The sequence below is a fragment of the Solimonas fluminis genome, from assembly GCF_002930645.1.
Lineage (GTDB): Bacteria > Pseudomonadota > Gammaproteobacteria > Nevskiales > Nevskiaceae > Solimonas_A > Solimonas_A fluminis.
On sequence record NZ_PSNW01000004.1, the window covers coordinates 283,344 to 304,776 of the forward strand.

Here is a 21,433-nt window from a genome sequence, read left to right on the forward strand (position 1 = left end):
GCCTCAGTCCGCCACCCGGCTGGTGTTGCGTCCGCCGTCCTTGGCGGCGTAGAGCGCGCGGTCGGCCCGGCGCAGCAGCAGGTCCGCGCTGTCGCCGGGCTGGCCCAGCGCGATGCCGATGCTGACGCCGACCTGCAGCATGCCGCGGTCCAGCACGAAGGGCTTCCCCATGGCGGCCAGCAGCTTGCGCGCGACGAACTGCGGCTCCTCGGAGGAGCGAAGCTGCTCCAGGATCACCACGAACTCGTCGCCGGCGACGCGGGCCACGGTGTCGGTGGAGCGCACCGCGCCGCGCAGGCGCAGCGCGATCTCCTGCAGCACCTCGTCGCCGCCGGCATGCCCATGCTGGTCGTTGATCGCCTTGAAGTGGTCCACGTCGATGAACAGCAGGGCCAGCGATCCGCCGTAGCGCTGGATGCGATTGAGCGCGGTGCCCAGGTGCTCGTGCAGTTCGCGGCGGTTGGCCAGCCCGGTCAGCGGGTCGTAGCGCGCCAGCTGCTGCAGGCGCTGCTCGGCGCGCTTGGCCAGCGTCACGTCGCTCATCATCATGTAGAGCCCGCGCACCACGCCGCCCTCGCCCCGGTCCGGGACGAAGCAGACCTGCACGTGGCGCAGCTGCCCGCCGAGCTGCAGCGAGAAGCTGCCCTCGGCGCGGGCGCCGTGCAGGGCGCAGTCCACGTAGTAGCGTTGCGCTTCGATCACCTCGGGCGGCAGCACGCGCTCCATGTGCCGGCCGACGACATCGTCCGGGGCGGCGCCGAACCAGGCGCCGTGCGTACGGTTGCAGAAGCGGTAGACGCGACCCGCATCGATGTAGGCGATGACCACCGGCAGGTTGTCCGCGATCATGCGCAGGCGGCGCTCGCTGGCGGCCTGCCGCAGTTCCGCGCGCTTGCCCTCGGTGATGTCCAGCACCAGGGTATAGAAGCCCGCCACCAGGCCCTGCTCGTCGCGGTCGGGCACCAGGTCGACGCGCTGGTAGACCTCCCCTCCCAGTTCGCGGGCGCTGCGCTCGAAATGCACGGGGTGTCCTTCCAGGACCGACTGCACGGGGCCGGCGAAGTCGGCCCGCGTGCTCTCCCCGAACAGTTCCCGCACGCCGCGGCCGATCATGCCCTCCGGCTCCAGCCCGTAGCCGTTGCGATGGTGGCGGTTGGCGAAGCGGTAGCGCAGGTCGCGGTCGACATAGCCGATGTAGGCCGGCACGTGGTCGGCGATGGAACGCAGGCGCCGCAGGGCCTGCTGCAACTCGCGCTCGTAGCCCTGGCGCTGTTCCAGCAGCGTGGCGACGGTCAGGGCCATGGCGGAGGCACAGGCCAGGTAGCACTGCAGCAGCAGGGCTCGCGCCTGCGGTGAGAGGCCGCCCCAGGCGTCGGCGGAACGGCCGGGCTCCATCAGCGACAGCAGCGCGAACACGGCCAGGATCAGCACGCCGACCACCGCGCCGCGGTTGCCGTGCCGCATCACCATCAGCATCAGCGGCGGGAAGCTCAGGAACAGCAGCAGCGGCAGCCAGCGCCCGAGGCCCAGGCCGAATACCACCAGCGCGGTGGCCAGCAGCAGGGCCGTGTCGGGCAGCCAGCGCCGCAGCTGTGGGCGGGAGGGCGCGGCTTGCCCCTGGCGCAGCGTCAGCACCAGCGGCGCGATGAGGGCCATGCCCAGCGCGTCGGCGGGGAACCAGATGGACAGCACCCCGAGCAGCGACAGCCCCGAGTGCTCGGACAGGATCGTGGCCGCCAGCAGCGACGACAGCGCCGGCGCCAGCAGCACCGCGAACAGCACGAAATCGCGCAGGACCGCGCCGTGGCGCAGGTCGCAGTTGCTGCCCCAGCGACGCTGCAGCAGGCTGGCAGCCAGGATCACCTCCAGGCCGTTGCACAGCGCCAGGCTCAGGGCCAGGTCCAGGGGATCGCCGGTCAGGAGATTGGCGGCGACATTGCCCACATAGCCGGCCAGCAGCGCCGGCCACCAGCGCGCCGTCGGCATGCCCAGCAGCAGGCCGACCAGCAGGCCGTTGGCCAGCCAGACGCTGGCGATGCGGCCATCGGGCGGCGTCAGCACGGTGGAAACCCAGCAACCCACCGCCACCAGGCCGGCAAGGCCGGCCAGCTTCAGCAGTTCACGCGCAGCTTGGGCAAGGGACACGGGCATGGCGGCTGGGAGGTCTCCTGCCGGGCTTAGCGGCAGCCTCGCAGGAGTCTTGAGCAGGCGGGGGGCCGTCCATCCGCCCGGGACTGCCGCCGGGCTCCCCCCGGGGCAGGAGCCCCGGCGGCGGCGCTCCAGGCCTCGAAACGGCGGCGACGACGGCATTGTTGCGGGGCCTGGGTACCGGTGTCGGATGCGGAGGCGTCCGGCGTGCAGCCGGGCGCGGCGACGAACAGGGTGGAGGCGACGGATGCGGTCTTCATGCTGCTTCTCCGGCGAGGTTCCGGCGGCACCGCCGCCGGAACCTGGATGCGGGATCTCAGAATTCCTGTGCCGTCGGGCGCAGCAGGATTTCGTTGATGTCGACCTCGGGCGGCTGCGAGATGGCGAAGGCCATCGCGCGGGCCACCGAGTCGGCGGGAATCTCGTTGGCGCTGTACCACTCGCCCACCGCCTTGGCCGATTCGGCGTCGCTGCTGCCGTGCTTGAGCTCGCTGGCCACCGCGCCGGGCGAGATCACCGTGGTGCGGATGCGGCTGCCGACCTCGGCGCGCAGCCCCTCGCTGATGGCGCGCACCGCGAACTTGGTGGCGCTGTAGACCGCGCCGATGGGGCTGAACACCTTGGTGCCGGCAACCGAGGCGACGTTGATGATGTGGCCGCTGCCCTGGGCCTGCATGGCCGGCAGCGCCGCGGCGATGCCGTTGAGCACGCCCTTGATGTTGATGTCGATCATTCGGTCCCACTCGTCCACCTTGAGCCTCGCCATCGGCGCCAGGGCCATGTAGCCGGCGTTGTTCACCATCACGTCGATGCGGCCGTAGTGCCCGGTGGCGTGCGCCACCAGGGCCTGAACCTGGCCGAGGTCGGTCACGTCGGTGGCGGTGGCGATGGCCTCGCCGCCCGCGGCGCGGATGTCCGTGACCAGGCGCTCCAGGTGTCCGGCGCGGCGCGCGCCCAGCACCAGGCGGGCGCCGAGGCCGGCCAGGTGCCGCGCGGTGGCCTCGCCCAGGCCGCTGCTGGCGCCGGTGATGACGACGACCTTGCCGGCGATGTTGGAGGTATTGCTGCTGGTGTTGGGGTTCATGGCTCTGCTCCGGTGTGGGTTGCAGTCGCGGGCTGCGCTGCTGGAGCAAACGATAGGTGACCCCTGACAACCGAAGTAGATAGAATCTCGCGTATCAGTAACAACCAACGGTTGATAATGTCATGGACCGCCTGGGAGCCATGGAGACCTTCGCCCGCGTCGCCGAGCTGGGCAGCTTCAACCGCGCGGCCAGCCAGCAGGGCACCACGCCGCAGGCGGTGAGCAAGGCGATCCGGCAACTGGAGAAGGAGCTGGGGCTGCGTCTGTTTCACCGCAGCACGCGGCGCAGCACGCTGACCGACGAGGGCAAGGCCTTCCTCGCGCGCCTGCAGCCGGGGCTGGAATCGATCCGCGAGGCCTGGAGCGACGCCAGCGAGCTGACCCGCGAGCAGGGCGGCCTGATCCGCATCGCGGCGCCGCCGCTGGTCGGCAAGAAGATCCTGGTGGAACTGATCGCGCGCTACCGGGCCGAGCATCCGGCCGTGGAGTTCGAGCTGCTGCTGGAGGACCGCTATACCGACCTGGTCGCGGCCGGCATCCACCTGGGCTTCCGCGCCGGGCATCCGCCCGAGCGGCAGCTGGTGGTGCGCGAGCTGTTCCGCATGCAGCTGATCGTCTGCGCCGCGCCGGACTACCTGCGCCGGCATGGCATGCCCGAGCGCATCGAAGACCTGGACGGGCACGCCTGCACCGGCTCGCGCCAGCCGAACTCGGGCCGCATCGAGCCCTGGGAATTCATGGAGCAGGGCGAGCTGCGCCTGCGCAGCGTCCGCGCGCCCTTCCATACCAACGATTTCGAGGCCGAGACGCTGGCGGTGACCGCGGGACTGGGCATCGGCCAGCTCGACTCGATCAATACCGCGGCCCTGCTGCGCGAGCAACGCCTGGTGCCGCTGCTCTGCGGGCACCTGAGCGAGCGGCACGGCGTCTACCTCTACTATCCTCCGCGCAGCGGGCAGCCGCTGCGCGTGCGGCGCTTCATCGACCACGTGCTCGGCGCGGTGCGCGGCGGCGAGGCCTTCCGCTTCCGTCCGGGCGAACTAGAAGCGCTGCAGCAGCGTTTCCGCCGCACGCTGAAGCGCGGGCGCTAGGGACGGCGTTTCAGGCGGCTGCCGACGCCGCGTCGAAAGCCGACCGCGCCGCCGCGATCCGGGTCTGGCTGCCCTCTGCCCAGGCGATCAGCGTCACCAGCGGCTCCAGCAGCGACTCGCCGAGCTCCGTCAGGCGGTACTCCACGGTGGGCGGCTTGGTGGGAAACACGCGGCGGGCGATCAGTCCGTCGCGCTCCAGGTCGCGCAGCGTCTGCGTCAGCATGCGCTTGGAGATGTCCGGCACCGCGCGGCACACTTCGCTGAAGCGGTGCGGCCGCTGCGACAGGGCGATCACGATCAGCGTCGTCCACTTGTCGCCGAGACGGTCCAGCACGCCGCGCACCGGGCACCGGGACAGATCGAACTCCGAGCCGCTCCAGGCCCGGAAGCGCTCCGCCAGCGCCTGCCGCGCGCCCTGCGGGTTATCTGCGCGTAACCTGGTCACGAAAAACTGCCTCCTTTCGCCGTCCACTCCATGGTCTCACTATTAGACCAGGTCTTGATTGTAGACCATCGAAAGGAACAGGACATGACGAACCCCGAAACCATCGCCGTCACCGGTGCCAGCGGCCAGCTCGGCCGCCTGGTCCTCGCCGGGCTGCGGCGCCGCGCGCCGGCCGCGCGCCTGATCGGCCTGCTGCGCAATCCCGCCGCGGCGCCGGACCTGGCAGCCCAGGGCGTGGAACTGCGCCCCGCGAACTACGACGACCCCGCGTCGCTGGAAGCGGCGCTGGCCGGTGCCGGCAAGCTGCTGCTGATCTCGTCCAGCGAGATCGGCCGGCGGCTGCCGCAACACCGCAACGTCATCGACGCGGCCAAGGCCGCCGGCGTGAAGCTGCTGGCCTACACCAGCATCCTGCATGCCGACAGCAGCCCGATGGCCCTGGCCGCCGAGCACCGCGCCACCGAGGAGGTCCTGCGCGCCTCGGGGCTTCCCGTCGTGCTGCTGCGCAACGGCTGGTACACCGAGAACTACAGCGGGCACATCGCCGCGGCCCTGCAGCACGGCGCGGTGCTGGGCGCCGCCCGCGACGGGCGCATCTCCGCCGCCGCCCGCGCCGACTACGCCGAGGCCGCCGCCGCGGTGCTGGCGGCCGGGACGCCGCGGCACGCGGGCAAGACCTACGAACTGGCGGGCGACGAGGCCTTCACGCTGTCGCAGTACGCCGCCGAGATCGCAGGGCAGTCCGGCCGGACGGTGGTCTACCAGGACCTCGGCGAGGCCGGCTACCAGGCCGCGCTGCAGGGCACCGGCCTGCCGCCGGACTTCGCCGCCCTGCTCGCCGAAAGCGATGCCCGGGCGGCGGCCGGTTCGCTCTACGACGCCTCGCAGACGCTGAGCCGTCTCATCGGCCGGCCGACGACGACACTGGCGGCTTCGGTCGCGGCGGCGCTGGCGGCGCTTCGCGGGGCCGACGCGCCGCAGGCCGCAGCCGCGTAGCCGCGGCGGCGGAAACGAAAAAGGCAGGAGACTTCCGTCTCCTGCCTCCTGCGTGCGGCGGGATTCCTGCAGCCCTCCGTTCAGAACGGGATGTCGTCGTCCTCGAAGCCGCTGTCGGCCGGCGCGCTGGCCGGGGCCGGGGCGGAACGGCCGCCGCCGGACGAGCGCTCGTAGCCGCCACCGCCGCTGCCGCCGCCGCGCTGCTCGTAGCCGCCGCTGCGGTCGTCGCCGAAGTTGCCGGTGCCGCCGCCGGGCTTGCCGTCGAGCATCTGCATGTCCTGCACGCGGATCTCGGTGGTGTAGCGGTCCTTGCCTTCCTTGTCCTGCCACTTGCGGGTGCGCAGGGAGCCTTCGACGTAGACCTTGGAACCCTTCTTCAGGTACTTGCCGGCGATCTCGGCGAGCTTGCCGGGGAACACCAGGTTGTGCCACTCGGTGGCTTCCTTCATCTCGCCGCTCTGCTTGTCCTTCCAGCTTTCGGTGGTGGCGAGCGTGGCATTGGTGACCGCGTCTCCGCTGGGGAAATAGCGCGTTTCCGGGTCCTTGCCCAGGTTGCCGATGAGGATGACTTTGTTGACGCCGCGTGCCATGAGCGCGCTCTCCTTAGTTGCTTGAATTCAGTGACCGGGATGCCGCCATGGGGGGCGGCGCCAGCTTCACCGCGAAGGTGAGCCAGAGTAAAGGCAAGGCCGCAGCGAGGCAAAGCACCCCGCCGACGCCCCAGAGACCGAGCACGGTGCCGGCCAGCGGCCCGCCGATGCCGCCGCCCAGGACCTGTGCCGTGGAATAGACGCCCAGCGCCGCGCCCTTCTGCTCCGGCGGCGCCATGCGCGAGATCATGGAGGGCAGCGAGCCTTCCAGGTAGTTGAAGGCGACGAAGTACAGCAGCAGCGCCGCGAGCAGCCCCAGGCCGCTGCCGTGCAGCAGGCCGGCCAGCGCCAGCGATGCCGCCAGCAGGCCGATGGAGCCGAGCAGCACCGGGCGCGCCTGGCCGCGGGCCTCGGCCCAGCGCACCAGCGGGAACACCGGCAGGATCGACAGCAGCAGCATCGGCAGGTAGACCTTCCAGTGCTGCTCGCCCGGCAGGCCCAGGGTCTGCTCGAGCGCGAAAGGCGCCGCCACGAACACGGCCGTCATGCAGGCATGCAGCAGCAGGATGCCGCCGTCCATGCGCAGCAGCTGGCCATCCGCCAGCACCGGCCGCAGGCTCAGGATGGCGGGCGCGTGGCGCCGGGGCTCGGCCGGCACGTACCAGATCACCAGCGGCACGGCCAGCAGCGCCAGCACGCCGGTCATGGTGAAGATGCCGTCCACGCCGATCCAGCCGGACACCACCGGCCCCAGCACCATGGCCAGGATGAAGGACACGCCCATGCCGACGCCGACGATGGCCATGGCCACCGTGCGCACCTGCTCGCGGGTGACGTCGGCCAGCAGGGCGGCCACGGCGGAGGACACCGCGCCGGCGCCCTGGATGACGCGGCCGGCGGTGATCCAGTGGATGTCCTGGCTGTGCCCGGCGATGAAGCTACCGGCGGCGAACACCAGCATTCCCAGCACGATCAGCGGCTTGCGCCCCCAGCGGTCGGAGGCCATGCCCACCGGCACCTGCAGGCAGGCCTGCATCAGGCCGTAGGCGCCCATGGCCAGGCCGATCTTCCAGGCGGCGACGGGCCCGGGCAGGTCCTTGGCATAGAGCGCGAAGACCGGCATGACCATGAACATGCCGATCATCCGCAGCGCGTAGACCGCGCCGAGGCCGATGACGGCACGCCATTCAAGGGAATTCATGGGCTTGGGGCAGGATGGCGAGGAGCGATGGGCAGGAATTTTGCAAGGTTTGTGCCGAAGCGCGCTTCGCCTTTGAAATGCAGCGTTCCGGACTCATATAGTAGCTGGTTCCCACCCCCCGACGCCTCCCCTGATGGACACCATCCGCATCCGCGGTGCCCGTACGCACAACCTGAAGAATGTCTCGCTGGACCTGCCGCGCGACAAGCTGATCGTCATCACCGGCCTGTCGGGCTCGGGCAAGTCCTCGCTCGCCTTCGACACGCTCTACGCCGAGGGCCAGCGGCGCTACGTGGAGTCGCTGTCGGCCTATGCCCGGCAGTTCCTGTCGATGATGCAGAAGCCGGACGTGGACGCGATCGAGGGCCTGTCGCCGGCGATCTCCATCGAGCAGAAGTCCACCAGCCACAACCCGCGCTCCACCGTGGGCACGGTCACGGAAATCTACGATTACCTGCGCCTGCTGTTCGCCCGCGTGGGCACCGCCTACTGCCCGGACCACGACGTGGCGCTGGAGGCGCAGTCGGTGTCGCAGATGGTGGACCAGGTGATGGCCCTGCCGGCCGACTCGGCCTGGATGCTGCTGGCGCCGGTGGTGCGCGGCCGCAAGGGCGAGCACGCCGAGTGGTTCGAGCAGGCGCGGGCCCAGGGCTTCGTGCGCGTGCGGGTGGACGGCAAGGTCTACGAGCTGGACGAGGTGCCCACGCTCAACCGCAAGCTCAAGCACGACATCGAGATCGTGGTGGACCGCTTCAAGATCCGGGCCGACATCAAGCAGCGCATCACCGAGTCCTTCGAGACCGCCCTGCGCCTGTCCGACGGCCTGGCCCTGGTCGCCCCGCACGGCGAGAGCAAGGCCGAGACCCTGACCTTCTCGGCACGCATGTCCTGCCCGCACTGCGGCTACTCGCTGGAGGAGCTGGAGCCGCGCCTGTTCTCGTTCAACGCGCCGCACGGCGCCTGCCCCAAGTGCGACGGCCTGGGCACGATGCAGGTGTTCGACGAGGAGCGCGTGGTGGCGCACCCCGAGCTATCGATGGCGGCCGGTGCGATCCGTTCCTGGGACAAGAAGAATCCCTACTACTGGCACTTCATCACCTCGCTGGCCCGGCACTACAAGTTCGACCCCGAGAAGCCCTTCGAGAAGCTGGCGGCCAAGGTGCGCGAGCTGCTGCTCTACGGCAGCGGCGACGAGAAGATCACCTTCGAGTACCCGGACGAGTACGGCGGCAAGCGCCGCTCGCTGCACCGTTTCGAGGGCATCATCCCCAACCTGGAACGCCGCTACCGCGAAACCGAGTCCGATGCGGTGCGCGAGGAGCTGTCGCGCTACCTCAGCCAGAAGGCCTGCCCGGAATGCGAGGGCCAGCGGCTCAACCGCGCGGCGCGCCACGTGCGCGTGGCGCAGCAGAACCTGCCCTCGCTGACGGCGCTGTCGGTGCGCGACGCCGGCGACTGGTTCGGCGGCCTCAAGCTGCCCGGCCACAAGGGCGAGATCGCCGAGAAGATCCTCAAGGAGATCAGCTCGCGCCTGTCCTTCCTCAACAACGTGGGCCTGGACTACCTGACGCTGGCCCGCTCCGCCGAGACCCTGTCGGGCGGCGAGGCGCAGCGCATCCGCCTGGCCTCGCAGATCGGCGCCGGCCTGGTCGGCGTGATGTACGTGCTGGACGAGCCCAGCATCGGCCTGCACCAGCGCGACAACGAGCGCCTGCTGCAGACCCTGTTCCGCCTGCGCGACCTCGGCAACACCGTGATCGTGGTGGAGCACGACGAGGACGCCATCCGCCAGGCCGACTACGTGGTGGACATCGGCCCCGGCGCCGGCGTGCACGGCGGCGAGATCGTGGCCCAGGGCAAGCCGGCGCAGATCGAGAAGTCGCCGCGCTCCATCACCGGCAAGTACCTGTCCGGCCGCGAGGCCATCGCCGTGCCCAAGCTGCGCACGCCGCGCCAGCCGGGCAAGGAACTGGTGATCCGCAACGCCCGCGGCAACAACCTCAAGGGCGTCACCGCCGAGATCCCGGCGGGACTGATCACCTGCGTCACCGGCGTCTCCGGCTCCGGCAAGTCCACGCTGATCAACGACACGCTGTGGGGCTACGCCGCGCGCCAGCTCAACGGCGCCAGCTCGCACCATGCGCCCTGCGACGGCATCGACGGCCTGGACCTGATGGACAAGGTCATCGACATCGACCAGTCGCCCATCGGCCGCACGCCGCGCAGCAACCCCGCCACCTACACCGGCCTGTTCACGCCGATCCGCGAGCTGTTCGCCGGCGTGCCGGAGTCGCGCGCGCGCGGCTACGAGGCCGGCCGCTTCTCCTTCAACGTCAAGGGCGGCCGCTGCGAAGCCTGCGAGGGCGACGGCGTGATCAAGGTGGAGATGCACTTCCTGCCCGACGTCTACGTCACCTGCGACACCTGCAAGGGCCGCCGCTACAACCGCGAGACGCTGGAGATCAAGTACAAGGGCCGCGCGATCAACGAAGTGCTCGACATGACCGTCGAGGACGCGCTGGACTTCTTCAAGGCCGTGCCGGCGCTGCGCAAGAAGCTGGAAACGCTGATGGACGTGGGCCTGTCGTACATCACCCTGGGCCAGAACGCGACCACGCTGTCCGGCGGCGAGGCGCAGCGCATCAAGCTGGCCAAGGAGCTGTCGCGCCGCGACACCGGCCAGACGCTGTACATCCTCGACGAGCCCACCACCGGCCTGCACTTCCACGACGTGGCGCAGCTGCTGGTGGTGCTGGAGCGCCTGCGCGAGCACGGCAACACGGTGGTGATCATCGAGCACAACCTCGATGTCATCAAGCGCGCCGACTGGATCATCGACCTGGGGCCGGAGGGCGGCTCGGGCGGCGGCGAGATCGTGGCCTCCGGCACGCCGGAAGAGGTGGCGAAGAACAAGCGCTCGCATACGGGGCGGTTCCTGAAGCCGTTGCTGTAGTGCTTCCGTTGGCTCTTCGGCGTGTTTCCCCGCCAGGGACGGTCACCTGAACGGTTCACCCTTCGACAGGCTCAGGGCGAACGGGCGGATTAACAAGGCCAGCATTGGCAGAAACCCTCTCCTCGGCAACTGCTCCTGCGTTGCCCTACCTCGGGCATCCATGCCCTCGCCTGCCCCTATCCCGCTTGCGGGAGAGGGGTCCCGCTTGCCGGCGAGCGAGCGCAGATCAACCACAGCTCATCCTGAATCACTCTTCCGAAGTCTTCATGAGCGACTGCGGATGCTTTTGATGTACGGGCCGCTGTTGCGCGGACGCCTGGCCGGGAGTCGGACGCCGGGTCGAGCCGGACAGGAGGTCCGGCCGAGCCCCCCCCCAAGCCAAGCATGGCCTGCGGGTCCGACCCGTCGCGACCGCCCCCCGGGCTGATTGCCCCGCCTGAGCGGGGCCCGTCCGCGCTCCGGGTAAGCTTTCTTTGGCCCTTGGGCGAAAAAGCCCGTCGAACATCCACCGCTCCTGACCGGCGCAATCGCCGGCATCCCCGCTCGGGCTGACCTCACGCTTCGCCCTCACCCCAACCCTCTCCCCGCAAGCGGGGAGACGGAGACTTAGGGACGCGGGGTCTGGCGATTTGCACGGTTGGCGCTATGATCGGCGCCATGACCCTTGCCGGCCCACACCGCTATCGCGCCATCCTCGCCGACTCCGTGCCCTTCCGCGGCCTGGAGCCGGGGGCGATGGACCGCGTGGTCGGTCCGGCCATGCTGCTGGAGGCGGCGCCCGGCTCGCCGGTGCTGTTCGAGGGCGAGCGCAGCAGCCCCGGCCTCTACGTGGTGGTCGAGGGCGAGGTCGAGGTCTACCAGCCGCGCGAGGACGGTGATGTCCGGCTCAACCTGCTGCAGCGCGGCGATTGCTTCGGCGAATACTCGCTGATCGACGGCAAGCCCACCTCCGCCTCGCTGCGCGCGGTATCCGCCGCGCGCCTGTACTTCCTGCCCAGCGGCCTGTTCCAGAAGCTGGTGATCAACGATGCGCAGGCCGCCGCCACGATCTACCGCAACCTGCTGGTGCAGCTGATCGCGCGCCTGCGCGAGATGAACACCGCCGGCTGAGCGGCAAAAAGAGAGGGCCGGTTTCCCGGCCCCAGGCACACACCCCACGATCTGCATGGCCCGCGCGGCCATCGCCGCGCGGGCCATCGTCTGCATCAGAACGAGTACTTGATCACCGCCTCGACGTAGTCGCGGTCGCCCAGCAGGTTGCGGTCGCCGATGCCGCCCGACTTGGTCGCGCCGAAGTAGTTGGTGTAACCGATCTCGCCCTGCCAGGCCTGCAGGTAGGTGACGCCCAGCGAGATATGCACCGACTTGCGGTCCTCCACGAAGTTGGTGATCGGCGTCGGCGTGTTGCCCTCCACGTCGTGGTCGAAGCGGAGGGTCGGCTCCACCGTGAACATGTTGAAGACGTTGTTGTAGGTGAAGCGGGCGATCAGCTTGTAGCCCCAGGAGAACGGCGTGGCATAGCGGCCGTAGGGCGTCGTCGGCGCCCCGCTGATGGAGGCGAACGCCGGGGTTCCGGGACCGTTGAGCGCGGCGGTGCCCGAGTTGGGCGTGTAGGTGCCCGGCGCCTCGAAGGCCAGCTCCTGCGCCGAAGGCATGCCGTGCACGTAGGTCATGCCGGCCTCGCCCACCACCAGCACCTGGTCGTAGCCGAACATGCGGTTGGGCGGGAACAGGGCGGTGAAGCCCAGGTCGCCCTGGCTGACGTCGTAGCGGCGCCAGCCGCGGATGTACTGGTTGCCCAGCGCCGCGCCGGCATTGGGGTTGATCTGGCTGGCGGCGCCCAGGCCCGTCAGCAGCAGCTCGATGTCGTCGATCTGCAGCGGCTGGTCCACCTTGTAGCTGTATTCGCCCTGGATCGAGTAGTCGCCCACCGTGGTGTTGAAGGACAGGCCGTAGAGCTGGATGTCCTCGGGATACTCGACGAAGTAGCTGGCGCTGCTGGCCGGGGCCGTGCTGCTGGTGCGCGAGATGCCGCTGTAGAGCGGCAGGCGGCTGTGGTAATTCATGGCGTAGGCCGACAGGTCCATGTCGTTCAGCGCCTTGACCAGCGTGCCCAGCTTGACGCCCCACTGCCCGGAGTCCTTGGCCTCGCCGTCGGGACCGCGCGGCACGGTGCTGCCGGCGGCGACGCAGAAGGTCGGCCCGGTCGGGGTCGCGCAGGGCGTGTTGAACGGGTCGTTCTCGTTGACCCGGCCCAGGCCCAGGTTGGCACGGGTGCCGCCGATGCCGGCGTAGTCGTTCGTGCCCCAGTACGAGCCGGAAGGATCGATCTGGGTCGGCCGCCAGTGCAGCTGGTAGAAGGCCTCCATCGAGAGGTTTTCCAGCAGGTTGTAGGACAGCCACAGGTTCTCGGTGGGCACGAGTACCTCGTCCAGCTCGAAGCCCGGCACGCGCAGCGCCGATTGGTCGAAGGCCAGCGCGCTGTTGATGCCGTGCAGCACGAAGGTGGACTCGCCCCAGTTGATCACCTGGCGGCCCAGCTTGAAGGCCAGCGAGCGGTCGTTGATGTCGAAGGCGCCGAACAGGTAGGCGTCGAGCATGTCGGCGTCGCTGCCCAGATAGTTGTGCAGCCGGGAGTTCTTGTACTGGAACTCCGACAGCGGCGCTTCCTTGCCGGCCCCGTAGTCGCCGGCGTCGAAGAAGTCGTGGTTGCGCGCGGTCTGGTTGAAGACGTAGCTGCCGCGGAAGAAGGCGCCCCAGTTGCCGCGGGTGAAGGTCAGGTCCGAGGTCATCTTGGCGGTGGCGGCCACCACCTCGCCGCGGTCGAAGGCGAGGTTGCCGTCGTCGCTGTTGGTGGAAAAGGCGCTGCCGCCGTTGGCGATGCCGACCAGGCCGTCGTCGCGGCCCTGCACGCGCATGGCGGCGCCCACGGCCAGCTTGTTCTCCAGCTGCAGCGTGACGCCGTGGATTTCGTCGGTGAAGGCCTGGGCGGGCAGCACCGGGGCGAACAGGGCGGCGGCAGCCAGGGAGACGAGGTTCTTCTTGTTGAGATTCTTCATGGTCTTTTCTCCGGGTCCTTACTCAGCCGCCGGGGCGGGCGGGGCCGGGCAGTCGCCGCCGATGGGCAGGCAGGCGCCGTTGGACCGGAGGAAGCTGGCCGCCTGCTTCTGCATTTCCGTCAGGGCGGGCAGGAACAGGGTGTCGGCGCCGGGGCTGGCGGAACTGTCCGGCGTCAGGATGGTGGAATGGTCCGCCTGCGTGCCGGAGAAGCGGACGACGTTGTTGCGCGCGGCGCCGCCCAGCAGCACGTTGGCCGCGGCCGGGACCGTGATCGCGCCGGTCTCCGACGGCTGGAAGGTCAGGCCCATCACGCGAGCCAGCGGCGTGGTGCCGGACAGGTAGCCGGAGATCGGCAGCACGTCGGTGACCGGGCAGGCCGGATCGTCCTTGATCGCACAGTTGGGCACCACGGCATCGCCGACCACCTCGATCATGTAGATCGGATGGTTGGTGGCGGTCTCCCTGGCGAAGTTCAGCGGATCACCCGAATCCACCACGGTCTGCGCGAAGCGCAGGATGGTTTCGTAGGTGTCATTGCCCTGCGCGATGAGGCCGCCCGAGGCCGCCGACAGGCCGGCGGAGATGCGCGGACCGAAGGCGGCGGAAGCGTCGAGCAGCTTGGCGATGCCGCCGCCGGGCATGGCGAGCACGCCGGCACCGGTGCTGCTGTTCACGCCCAGGAAGGTGCTGGCGACGATGGCGCCCAGCGAGTGGCCGACATAGCGCACCTGCGAGGTGTCGAACTTCAGCGCGGTCTGCGGCGCGCCGCCCAGCGAGACGAAGATCGTGCCGGGAGCGACGGGGTTGGCCAGCTCGGCGGGCGCCACCGGCGCCAGCGACTTGCCCAGCACCAGCAGGTCGGACACGCCCTGGCGGATGTTGTCGCGCGAGGTCAGCAGGCTGCTCAGGTTGATGAAGTGCGTACCCGAGGCATCCGGGCCATCGGGCGGATTGGTGGCGGAATTGGCCGCGCCGGTGGCGTTGTTCACCAGGTCCAGCTCGAAGGTGCGCTCCGGGATGGCGTCGTTGCGGAAGCCGGCAAAGCGCGTGTCCGTCGCCAGGATGCCGTGCAGCGGCAGGTCGATGGAGATCACCGCGAAGCCCGCCGCGGTCAGCGCCGGCACGATGCCCAGCACCGCCGCGCGGTTGGAGGTGATGCCATGCTGGAAGATCACCACCGGCCAGCCGTTTTCCGGCATCACGCCGGCCGGCACCGTGGCGATCACCGGCACGGTCTGATCGCTCTGCTTGAGCGGCAGCGGATAGCAGACGGTGGTGCTGACGCTGGGCTTGGCAGTCTGGCCGTCCGGCAAGGTGGCGCCGGTGGCGAAGGCGCCGCAGGGCACGCGGCCGAGGAAGCTGCCCGCGACATTGGGCTTGGTGGCGTCCGCCTGCCAGAAGCCGGTCAGCGGCGCGGTGGAGGTCGGCGAGGTCGCGGCGAACAGGTAGTACGGCAGCGTCAGGCGGCCGGCGTAGATCTCGGCCGTCGCGCCGGGCAGGCCCAGCTTGGTGGTGGTCAGCACCCCGCCTGCGCCGTCCGGCGCCTGCCGCAGGCGCAGCACGTTGGGCTGCGCCGTTTCGGCCATGCGCTTCAGCGTGATCTGCGTGGACTGCGTGGTGAAGGGCCAGGCGATGGCCACGGTATCGGCCGGCTTGCCGAAGGCGGCCAGCAGTTGCATGACGGGGACCAGCTGCTGGCGGATCGCCTCCAGCGTGGCCTTCTGCGTATCGTTGAGGATCGCCAGCACCGGCTCGGTCTGCTGGGCGATCGGCGTGGCGGAACGCACCACGCGGAAATAGTCGCTTGGAATCACCGCCTCGCCGGAGGTGGCCTTGGCGGCGGTGGTCAGCGCCACGACGTAGGTCGTGGAGGGCTTGAGCGGCTTCAGCGGCTCGATCAGGATGCGGCTACGCTTGTCGGAGATCGGCCGGTTGTCGGCGGGATCGATCGCGGTGGATTTCTGGATGCGGAAGTCCACGCCCGGCACCAGCGGGGTCGGAGGACTCGTGGAGGTGTCGATGATGGTCAGCGCCGGCAGCACCGTGTCGAAATCGACGAAACCGGCAAGATCGGTGAACAGCGACGCGGTGGTCGACCAGCCGTCGAGCTGGTTGACGGCGGCGACGAAGGGATTGGGCTGGTTCGTCGGCGGCGTGGCCGGGTTGGGAATGTTCAGCGTGGGGTCGCTGAAGCCGGAGAACAGCAGGTCCACCGGAAACGGAATCTGCGGGCTGGCCGCCAGCGGGTCGAACAGCGACACCGCCTTGTCACCCTGGCCATCGGGGAAATCTCCCCCCTCGTTGGACGCCTTGTCGCATGCGGACAGCGCCAACACCAAAGCCAACGCTCCTAGGGGGGCGTATCTCATCCTCGTCTCCTGCACTCGCACTCGTGGGGAAGCGGACCGCACTTCCGCGTTTAGTTGTCGCCCCAGGCTCCGCCGGGACTCGTTTGCATCAATACGAGGCAGTATTTGGGTGTCGCAGTGCAGCAAACAATCTGTCTCAAACGGGTAATAAATACCGTTTGTCGGCCTGTTCCTACACAGTTGTGCGGTAGCGCCCGATCAGGTTTTCCACGCGCTCGCGCCAGTCGTCGTCAGGCAGCAACAACTGCAGCGGCAGGCGCCGGCGCAGCACGTCGTCGATGTCGCGCGCCATCTCGGCCTGCAGCGCGTGCACCGCCTCCACCATCAGGAAGGGCAGTTCCGGATGGATGCGCGCGCGCAACTCCGGATGCTCCTCCATGCGCTGCAGCAGCAGGGCGATGGCCGTGCCATGGCGCAGGCTCAGCGATCGGGCGGCCTCTTCGTCCACCCCGGCGGCGGCGAGCCGCGCGATGGCCTGCGTCTGCCATGGTTCGAAGGGCTCTTGCGGCGTGCCGGGCAGCGCCGTCTCGCGCGTGCGGCAGGGCCGCGGCGTCTCCGACATCTGCCAGTAGGCCGCGTCGACGATGTGTGCCGCATCGCGGCGCGCAGCGGTGAAGCTGCCGCCCACGTAGCTCACCAGGCGAGGCCTGGGCTTGACGACGGCGGCTTCCCGGGTCATCTGCGACAGGCTGCCGTACTCGGCGGACTGCAGTACGCGCAGGCCGCAGAAACCCGCGATCACGTCCTTCTCGCTCCAGCGCAGGCCCGGCAGGCCGCTGCGCAGGCCCTCCAGCAGATAGCGGATCTCCTCCGGGGTGGGCCGCGCATCGCCCGGCGCCGCCACCTCGCGCTCCGTCGTGCCGACCAGCGTGCGGCCGTACCAGGGGATCACGAAGAACACACGGCCGTCGCGCGCGGTGAGCAGGAAGGCTTCCTGGCAGCCGGGAATCGCCGGCATCACCAGATGCGTGCCTTGCACCAGGCGCTGCGGCGGCGCGGCCTCGCCCAGCAAGGCCGCCGCCCAGGGGCCGGCGGCGTTGACGGTGACGCGCGCGCGCAATTCGAAGGATTCCCCGGTCTCCCGGTCGCGCAGCAGCGCGCCGCGCACGCCGCCCTCGTCTTCCAGCAGGCGCTCGGCCTGCATGCGGTTCACGCAGACGGCGCCATGCGCCTGCGCCGCCGCGGCCACCACCAGCACCATGCGGGCGTCGTCGGCCTGGCAGTCGCCGTAGCGGAATCCCGCTTCCAGGTTCTGCGGATCGAGGAACGGAAACTCCGACAGCAGGCCCGCCGGACGATACTGGCGATGGCGGCCCACCGAGCCGCGGCCCGCGCCGAACAGGTCGTAGAGCATCAGCCCGGCGGACAGCGTGAAGGTGCTGGCGCGCGGCCCCTTCCAGACCGGCATGATGAAATCCAGCGGCTGCACCAGGTGCGGCGCGATGCGCCGCAGCCGGCGGCGCTCGCGCAGCGCATGGCGCACGAACTCGAACTGGTAGTTCTCCAGGTAGCGCAGGCCGCCGTGGATCAGCTTGCTGGACGCGGACGAGGTGCCGCAGCCCCAGTCGCCCTGCTCCACCAGCGCCACCGACAGGCCGCGCTGCGCGGCGTCGCAGGCCACCCAGGCCCCGTAGATGCCGCCGCCGATCACCAGCAGGTCGAATGGGCGCTGGCGCAGGGCCGCGGGGCGGCGCAGGAAGGGAAAGGCGGTGTTCATCTCATTGCGGGGAGGGGGTCAGTGCCTGGTCCAGTCCGGCGTCGAACTCGTCGACCGCGCAAAGGGCTTCGGCGGCCTGCAAAGCCGCCAGCAGCCGCCGGGATTCGTCCTCGGCCAGCACGCCCGCCTCCCGCGCCTCCGCGATCCGCTCCAGCGGATGGGGGTGCTGCAGACGGCCGGCGCGTTGCGCCTGCTGCAGCTTGCGCAGCAGCGGCTCGGTGTCGATGGCCTGCAGCATGGCGGCTTCGAGACGGCCCAGCGGCGAAGCAGCGGGATCGTGCAGGCCCGCGGCCAGGCGCAGGCGCAGGCCGCCGGGCTGCTGCAGGGCGGCGGCGATGCGCTGGCCGGTGGCGTCATCCGCCGCACGGGCATGGCGCCCGAGCGGAAACACCAGCAGGCGGCCCAGCCAGGCCAGCGGGCGGCGCGGCAGGTTGCGCAGCAGGCCGTCGAGCGCGGTTTCGATGCGCAGGCATTGCCCGTCGCAGAGCGACTGCAGCAGCGGCAGGTCCTCGCTGGGGCGCCCATCCTGGTCGTAGCGGCGCAGCGCGGCGCTGATCACGTAGAGCGCGCTGAGCACGTCGCCCAGGCGCGCCGACAGGCTTTCGCGCAGCTTCAGGCCGCCGCCGACCGCGGCCAGCGTCAGCTCGGTGCACAGGGCCAGCGCGGCGCTGTAGCGGTCGGCCCGCAGCGCGATGCGGCGCATCGCCGCGTCGCCAGGGGCCTGCCCCCAGCGCGCCAGCGTCAGGGCCAGCACCAGGCTGCGCGCGCCGGCCTGCAGCGCATGGCCGGCATGGGCCATCAGCAAGGCGTCGAATCGCTCCAGGGCCAGGGCCGCATTGGGCTCCGCCACGGCGGCGATCTCCTGGCGCAGGTAAGGGTGGCAGCGCAGCGCGCCCTGGCCGAACAGGATCATGCCGCGCGTCAGCAGGTTGGCGCCCTCCACCGTGATCGCCACCGGCGATCCCTGGAAGGCGCGAGCCAGCCAGTTGGAGGGCCCCAGCATCACGCCCTTGCCGGCGTGGATGTCCATGGCGCGCTTGAGCGAGTCCTGCGCGGTCTCGCTGCAGAAGGACTTGGCGATGGAGGAGGGCACGGCGGGTTTCTCGCCCAGGTCCACCGCCTGCGCCGTGAGCTGGCGCACGGCCTGCACGGCATAGGCCTGCGTGCCGAGGCAGGCAAGCTGCTCCTGCACTGCCTCGAAGCTGCCCACCGGCTGGCCGAACTGGCGGCGGATGCGCGCATAGGCGCCGCTGGCCAGCGCGGCCATGGCCGCCTGCCCCGCCGTGTTGGACGGCAGCGAGATGGCGCGGCCGGCGGCCAGGCATTCCATCAGCATGCGCCAGCCCTGGCCGATGCGCGGCGGGCCGCCGATGATGAAGTCCAGGGGCACGAAGACGTCCTGGCCGCGCACCGGGCCGTTCATGAACGGGTTGTCCAGCGGCCAATGGCGCGCGCCGATCTGCAGGCCCGGCGTATCGCGCGGGACCAGGGCGCAGCACAGGCCCAGTTCGCGCCCGCCGCCGAGCAGCTGGTCGGGATCGTAGAGGCGGAAGGCCAGGCCCACCAGCGTCGCCACCGGCGCCAGCGTGATGTAGCGCTTGTCGAAGCTCAGGCGCATGCCGAGCACGTCCTGTCCCTGCCAGGTTCCGTGGCAGACCAGGCCATGGTCGGGAATGGCGGCAGCATCGGACCCGGCCCAGGGCGAGGTCAGCGCGAAGCAGGGAATCTCCTCGCCGGCCGCCAGCCGCGGCAGGTAGCGCTGCTTCTGCTCGTCGGTGCCGTAGTGCAGCAGGAGCTCCGCCGGCCCCAGGGAGTTGGGTACGGCCACGATGGAAGCCGCGGTGCTGCCGCCTGGGCTGGAGGCGATGCGGTTGAGCACCGCCGAATGGGCCAGCGCGCCGAAACCCAGGCCGCCGTATTCCTTCGGGATGATCATGCCGAAGAAGCCGTGCTGCTTCAGGTGGGCCCAGGCCTCGGGCGACAGGTCACGGTCGATGGCGGTGATGCGCCAGTCGTCGCAGAGCGCGCAGAAGGCTGCGACCGGGCCGTCGAGGAAGGCCTGCTCCTCGGCGCTCAGCCGGGCCGCAGGCAGGCCATAGAGGCGGTCCCATTGCGGCCGACCGGAGAACAGCTCGCCGTCCCACCAGACCGTGCCGGCATCCAGCGCCGCCTGCTCGGTGGCGCTGACCTCCGGCATCACGCGGCGGAAATGCTCCAGCGCCGGCCGGGTCAGCCATTCCTGGCGCAGCGGCGGGTTCAGCAGCACCGTGCCGGCCACGGCCAGCAGCAGCGCGCCCAGGAAGAACAGGCTCCAGGAGCCGCCGCCCGCGGCATAGGCCAGCAGGAATACCGCGTACAAGGTGATGGCGCTGCGCGGCGAGGTCCTGCGCCAGGCCAGCGCCACGCTCAGGGCGATCAGCAGCAGGAGCCAGATCATGCGGACCTTTCCTTGGTGATGGACCACCAGCATACCGAATCACCGTTCCGGTCCGGCAGGGCGCCCCGGGGCCGCCTCGTGTATAAACGGCGGCGGATAACGCTCTTCATACGTCATGACCGACAAGTCCGCCCTGCTGGAACAGCTCCGCATCGATCATTCCGCCCGCGCCCCGCAGCCCGGTCCCTGGAAGCGCTGGCTGGCGGCCGGCGCCGTGCTGCTGGCGCTCGCCGCGGCCGCCGCCGCCATCCTGGGCGGCGAGAAGCCTCCCGAGGTCACCACCGTCACCGCCCGCGCGGCCGGCCCGGGCGCCAGCGCCTCGGTGCTGGACGCTTCCGGCTATGTGGTCGCGCGGCGGCAGGCCACGGTGTCCTCCAAGGTGACCGGCAAGGTCGTCGAGGTCCTGCTGGAGGAGGGCCGCCGCGTCGAGGCCGGCCAGGTGCTGGCGCGCATCGACGACGTCAATGCCCAGGCACAGCTGGCGCTGGCGCAGTCCCAGCTGGCAGCGGCGCGCTCGCAGCTGACCACGGTGCAGGTGCAGCTCGCGGAGGCCGACCGGCAGTTGCTGCGCACCCGCGAACTGGCGCAGCGCAAGCTGCTCAGCCAGCAGGCGCTGGACACCGCCCAGGCCAACGCCGATGGGCTGCGCGCGCAGCTCGACACGGCGAAGCAGAACATCGGCGTGGCCGAGCGCGGCGTCACCGTGCAGCAGCGCGCGCTGGAGGACACCGTGGTGCGCGCGCCCTTCGCCGGCGTCATCACGGTGAAGAATGCCCAGCCGGGCGAGATGATCTCGCCGCTGTCCGCGGGCGGCGCCGGCACGCGCACCGGCATCGGCACGCTGGTGGACATGGAGTCGCTGGAGATCGAGGTCGACGTCAACGAGAACTTCATCAACCGCGTGCAGCCCGGCCAGCCGGCGGCAGCGCGCCTCAATGCCTACCCGGACTGGGAGATCCCCTGCACGGTGATCGCGGTCATTCCCACGGCCGACCGCAGCAAGGCCACGGTCAAGGTCCGCGTCGGCTTCCAGCAGAAGGATCCGCGGATCCTGCCCGAGATGGGCGTGCGCGTGGCCTTCCGCGAGAACACCGCGGAGAAGAAGGACCAGCCTCCCCAGGGCGTGCTGGTGCCGGCGCAGGCCGTCCAGAAGCAGGGTGACGGCGGCGTGGTGTTCCTGGTCCGCGAGGACCTGACGCTGGAGCGGCGCGCGGTGAAGCTCGGCGGCGGCGACGACCGCGAGCTCAGCGTGCTCGGCGGGCTGTCCGGCGGCGAGCGCCTGGCGGTGGGCGACTTTGCGCAGTTCACGGACGGGAAGAAGGTCAAACTCAAGGAGTAGACG

14 protein-coding genes are annotated in these 21,433 nt (G+C 70.3%); 5 read left to right on the forward strand and 9 right to left on the reverse strand.

What is annotated here, in order from left to right; all coding sequences use genetic code 11:
* Positions 1 to 3: 3 nt before the first annotated feature.
* On the reverse strand, positions 4 to 2,151 hold the full coding sequence (locus tag C3942_RS09770) for a sensor domain-containing diguanylate cyclase (RefSeq protein ID WP_165797397.1): 2,148 nt from the start codon (positions 2,149 to 2,151) through the stop codon (positions 4 to 6).
* A 313-nt stretch (positions 2,152 to 2,464) separates the two neighbouring features.
* Positions 2,465 to 3,232, reverse strand: a complete 768-nt coding sequence (locus tag C3942_RS09775; protein WP_104230196.1) for an SDR family oxidoreductase — start codon at positions 3,230 to 3,232, stop codon at positions 2,465 to 2,467.
* A 122-nt stretch (positions 3,233 to 3,354) separates the two neighbouring features.
* On the opposite strand from C3942_RS09775, the gene C3942_RS09780 reads away from it, so the two are divergent.
* Entirely contained in the window at positions 3,355 to 4,323 is a 969-nt protein-coding gene (locus C3942_RS09780; protein WP_104230197.1) for a LysR family transcriptional regulator, read from the forward strand.
* A gap of 10 nt (positions 4,324 to 4,333) precedes the next feature.
* On the opposite strand, the gene C3942_RS09785 is transcribed toward C3942_RS09780, so the two are convergent.
* Positions 4,334 to 4,768, reverse strand: a complete 435-nt coding sequence (locus tag C3942_RS09785; protein WP_104230273.1) for a winged helix-turn-helix transcriptional regulator — start codon at positions 4,766 to 4,768, stop codon at positions 4,334 to 4,336.
* An 84-nt stretch (positions 4,769 to 4,852) separates the two neighbouring features.
* Here C3942_RS09785 and C3942_RS09790 point away from each other — a divergent pair, with 84 nt between their 5' ends.
* Positions 4,853 to 5,764 carry an SDR family oxidoreductase gene (locus C3942_RS09790; protein ID WP_104230198.1) on the forward strand — a complete coding sequence of 304 codons (912 nt, stop codon included), beginning with the start codon at positions 4,853 to 4,855 and terminating at the stop codon, positions 5,762 to 5,764.
* Between the two features lie 80 nt (positions 5,765 to 5,844).
* Here the strand turns inward: C3942_RS09790 and ssb are convergent, their stop codons facing one another.
* Positions 5,845 to 6,354, reverse strand: a complete 510-nt coding sequence (ssb, locus tag C3942_RS09795; protein ID WP_104230199.1) for a single-stranded DNA-binding protein — start codon at positions 6,352 to 6,354, stop codon at positions 5,845 to 5,847.
* Between the two features lie 13 nt (positions 6,355 to 6,367).
* A complete protein-coding gene (locus C3942_RS09800; RefSeq protein WP_104230200.1) occupies positions 6,368 to 7,555 on the reverse strand; it encodes an MFS transporter in 1,188 nt (395 codons plus the stop codon).
* A 133-nt stretch (positions 7,556 to 7,688) separates the two neighbouring features.
* Here C3942_RS09800 and uvrA point away from each other — a divergent pair, with 133 nt between their 5' ends.
* Complete coding sequence (gene uvrA, locus C3942_RS09805) at positions 7,689 to 10,508, forward strand: excinuclease ABC subunit UvrA (RefSeq protein WP_104230201.1); 2,820 nt, start codon at positions 7,689 to 7,691, stop codon at positions 10,506 to 10,508.
* 657 nt (positions 10,509 to 11,165) lie between these two features.
* On the forward strand, positions 11,166 to 11,618 hold the full coding sequence (locus tag C3942_RS09810; RefSeq protein WP_165797398.1) for a Crp/Fnr family transcriptional regulator: 453 nt from the start codon (positions 11,166 to 11,168) through the stop codon (positions 11,616 to 11,618).
* A 95-nt stretch (positions 11,619 to 11,713) separates the two neighbouring features.
* Here the strand turns inward: C3942_RS09810 and C3942_RS09815 are convergent, their stop codons facing one another.
* From C3942_RS09815 to C3942_RS09830, 4 genes are all read right to left on the reverse strand, one after another.
* The gene (locus tag C3942_RS09815; RefSeq protein ID WP_104230203.1) at positions 11,714 to 13,567 is read right to left on the reverse strand and encodes a DUF1302 domain-containing protein; all 1,854 of its coding nucleotides are present in this window, start codon (positions 13,565 to 13,567) and stop codon (positions 11,714 to 11,716) included.
* Between the two features lie 18 nt (positions 13,568 to 13,585).
* A complete protein-coding gene (locus C3942_RS09820; RefSeq protein ID WP_104230204.1) occupies positions 13,586 to 15,937 on the reverse strand; it encodes a hypothetical protein in 2,352 nt (783 codons plus the stop codon).
* A 172-nt stretch (positions 15,938 to 16,109) separates the two neighbouring features.
* A complete protein-coding gene (locus tag C3942_RS09825; RefSeq protein WP_104230205.1) occupies positions 16,110 to 17,654 on the reverse strand; it encodes a glycerol-3-phosphate dehydrogenase/oxidase in 1,545 nt (514 codons plus the stop codon).
* A gap of 1 nt (position 17,655) precedes the next feature.
* Positions 17,656 to 20,091 carry an acyl-CoA dehydrogenase gene (locus C3942_RS09830; RefSeq protein ID WP_104230206.1) on the reverse strand — a complete coding sequence of 812 codons (2,436 nt, stop codon included), beginning with the start codon at positions 20,089 to 20,091 and terminating at the stop codon, positions 17,656 to 17,658.
* A gap of 115 nt (positions 20,092 to 20,206) precedes the next feature.
* Between C3942_RS09830 and C3942_RS09835 the strand changes: the two genes are divergently transcribed.
* A complete protein-coding gene (locus C3942_RS09835; RefSeq protein ID WP_104230207.1) occupies positions 20,207 to 21,430 on the forward strand; it encodes an efflux RND transporter periplasmic adaptor subunit in 1,224 nt (407 codons plus the stop codon).
* Positions 21,431 to 21,433: the final 3 nt, after the last annotated feature.